At 75.5% G+C, this 1496-nt stretch carries 2 protein-coding genes; both read right to left on the minus strand.

Annotated elements, in window-relative coordinates:
- The coding region (locus AB0J52_RS40185; protein ID WP_500188437.1) for a response regulator at window positions 1–476 on the minus strand (476 nt) is incomplete at its 3' end.
- Between the two features lie 11 nt (window positions 477–487).
- A partial coding sequence (locus AB0J52_RS40190) for a sensor histidine kinase (protein ID WP_500188438.1) occupies window positions 488–1496 on the minus strand: 1009 nt, incomplete at its 5' end.

Consider the following 1496-nt stretch of genomic DNA (forward strand, 5'->3'; position numbering starts at 1 on the left):
ATCACCTCGCGCTCGCGCGGGGTGAGCCGGGCGAGCGGCGAGTCGTCCCGGCCGCGCGCCACCAGCCGGGCGACGACCTCCGGGTCCATCGCGGTGCCGCCCCCGGCGACGCGCCGGACGGCGTCGACGAACTGCCCCGCGTCGAACACCCGGTCCTTGAGCAGGTAGCCGATGCCGCCCGTGCCGTCCGCGAGCAGCTCGCGGGCGTAGAGCTGCTCGACGTACTGCGACAGCACGAGGACGGGCAGCCCGGGGACCTGGCGGCGGGCCTCCAGCGCGGCCTGCAGGCCCTCGTCGGTGAAGGTCGGCGGCAGGCGCACGTCGACCACCGCCACGTCCGGGCGGTGGTCGAGCAGTGCCTTGAGCAGGGACGGCCCGTTGTCCACGGCCGCCGCGATCTCGAAGTCGTGCGCCCGGAGGAGGCTGACCAGCCCCTCGCGCAGCAGGGCCAGGTCCTCGGCGAGCACGACGCGCAACGGTGTCTCCGTCAGGGGGTGAGGAGCGCGCAGGGCAGCTCCAGGGTGACGATGGTCGGGCCGCCCGGGGGAGAGCTGAGGGCGAGCACTCCGTCGAATGTACCGATCCGCCGCTCGATCCCGCGAAGTCCGGTGCCGCCCGAGAGGGACGCGCCGCCCTGCCCGTCGTCGGTGACCGAGATCCGCAGCATGCCGGCGGCGTACCGGACGTCCACCCAGGCGTGCCGCGCGCCGGAGTGCTTGGCGACGTTGGTGAGGATCTCCGAGGCCGCGAAGTAGGCGGCGGACTCGACCGGGGCGTCCGGGCGTCCGGGCAGGTCCACGGCGACCTCGACGGGCAGCGGGTGGTCCAGCGCGAGCGCCTTGACCGCGTCCCCGATGCCGCGGTCGGCGAGGACCGGCGGGTGGATGCCGCGGACCAGGTCGCGCAGCTCGGCCAGGGCCTTGGCGGACGAGGCGCGGGTCTCGGCGAGCAGCGTCCGGGCGCGCTCGGGGTCCTTGTCGAGCAGGTGCTCGATCGCGCCGAGGCTCATGCCCATCGCGACGAGCCGGGCCTGCGCGCCGTCGTGCAGGTCGCGCTCGATGCGGCGCAGCTCGGCGGCCGAGGCGTCCACGGTCTCGGTCCGGGTCTCGGTCAGCTCCCGGACGCGCTCCTCCAGCCGTCCCCGGGGCGGGCCGAGCATCGACCGGTTGACGATCGCGTACACGCGCATGATCGCCGGGCCGTACCGCCACCCCAGCAGCGCCAGCAGGGACCCGAGCAGCGCGCAGCCCGCCGACCCGGCCAGGCCGTAGTCGCCGAGCGGCCAGAACGGCCCCCAGCCGAACGTGCGCAGGTCGGGCATCCACGGCATCACCAGGACGCCTTCCAGCCCGTAGACGACCAGCGCGGCGGGCAGCCCCGCGAGCACCACGCCGGTCACGGTGTTCACCGCCGTCCAGAGCATGTCGCGCCAGGTCGCCGGGTCGCGCAGCAGCCACTTCACCGTGCCGGCCGGGGACGCGCCGTCCGGCCGCGGC

Source organism: Spirillospora sp. NPDC049652, from assembly GCF_040675125.1.
Lineage (GTDB): Bacteria > Actinomycetota > Actinomycetes > Streptosporangiales > Streptosporangiaceae > Spirillospora.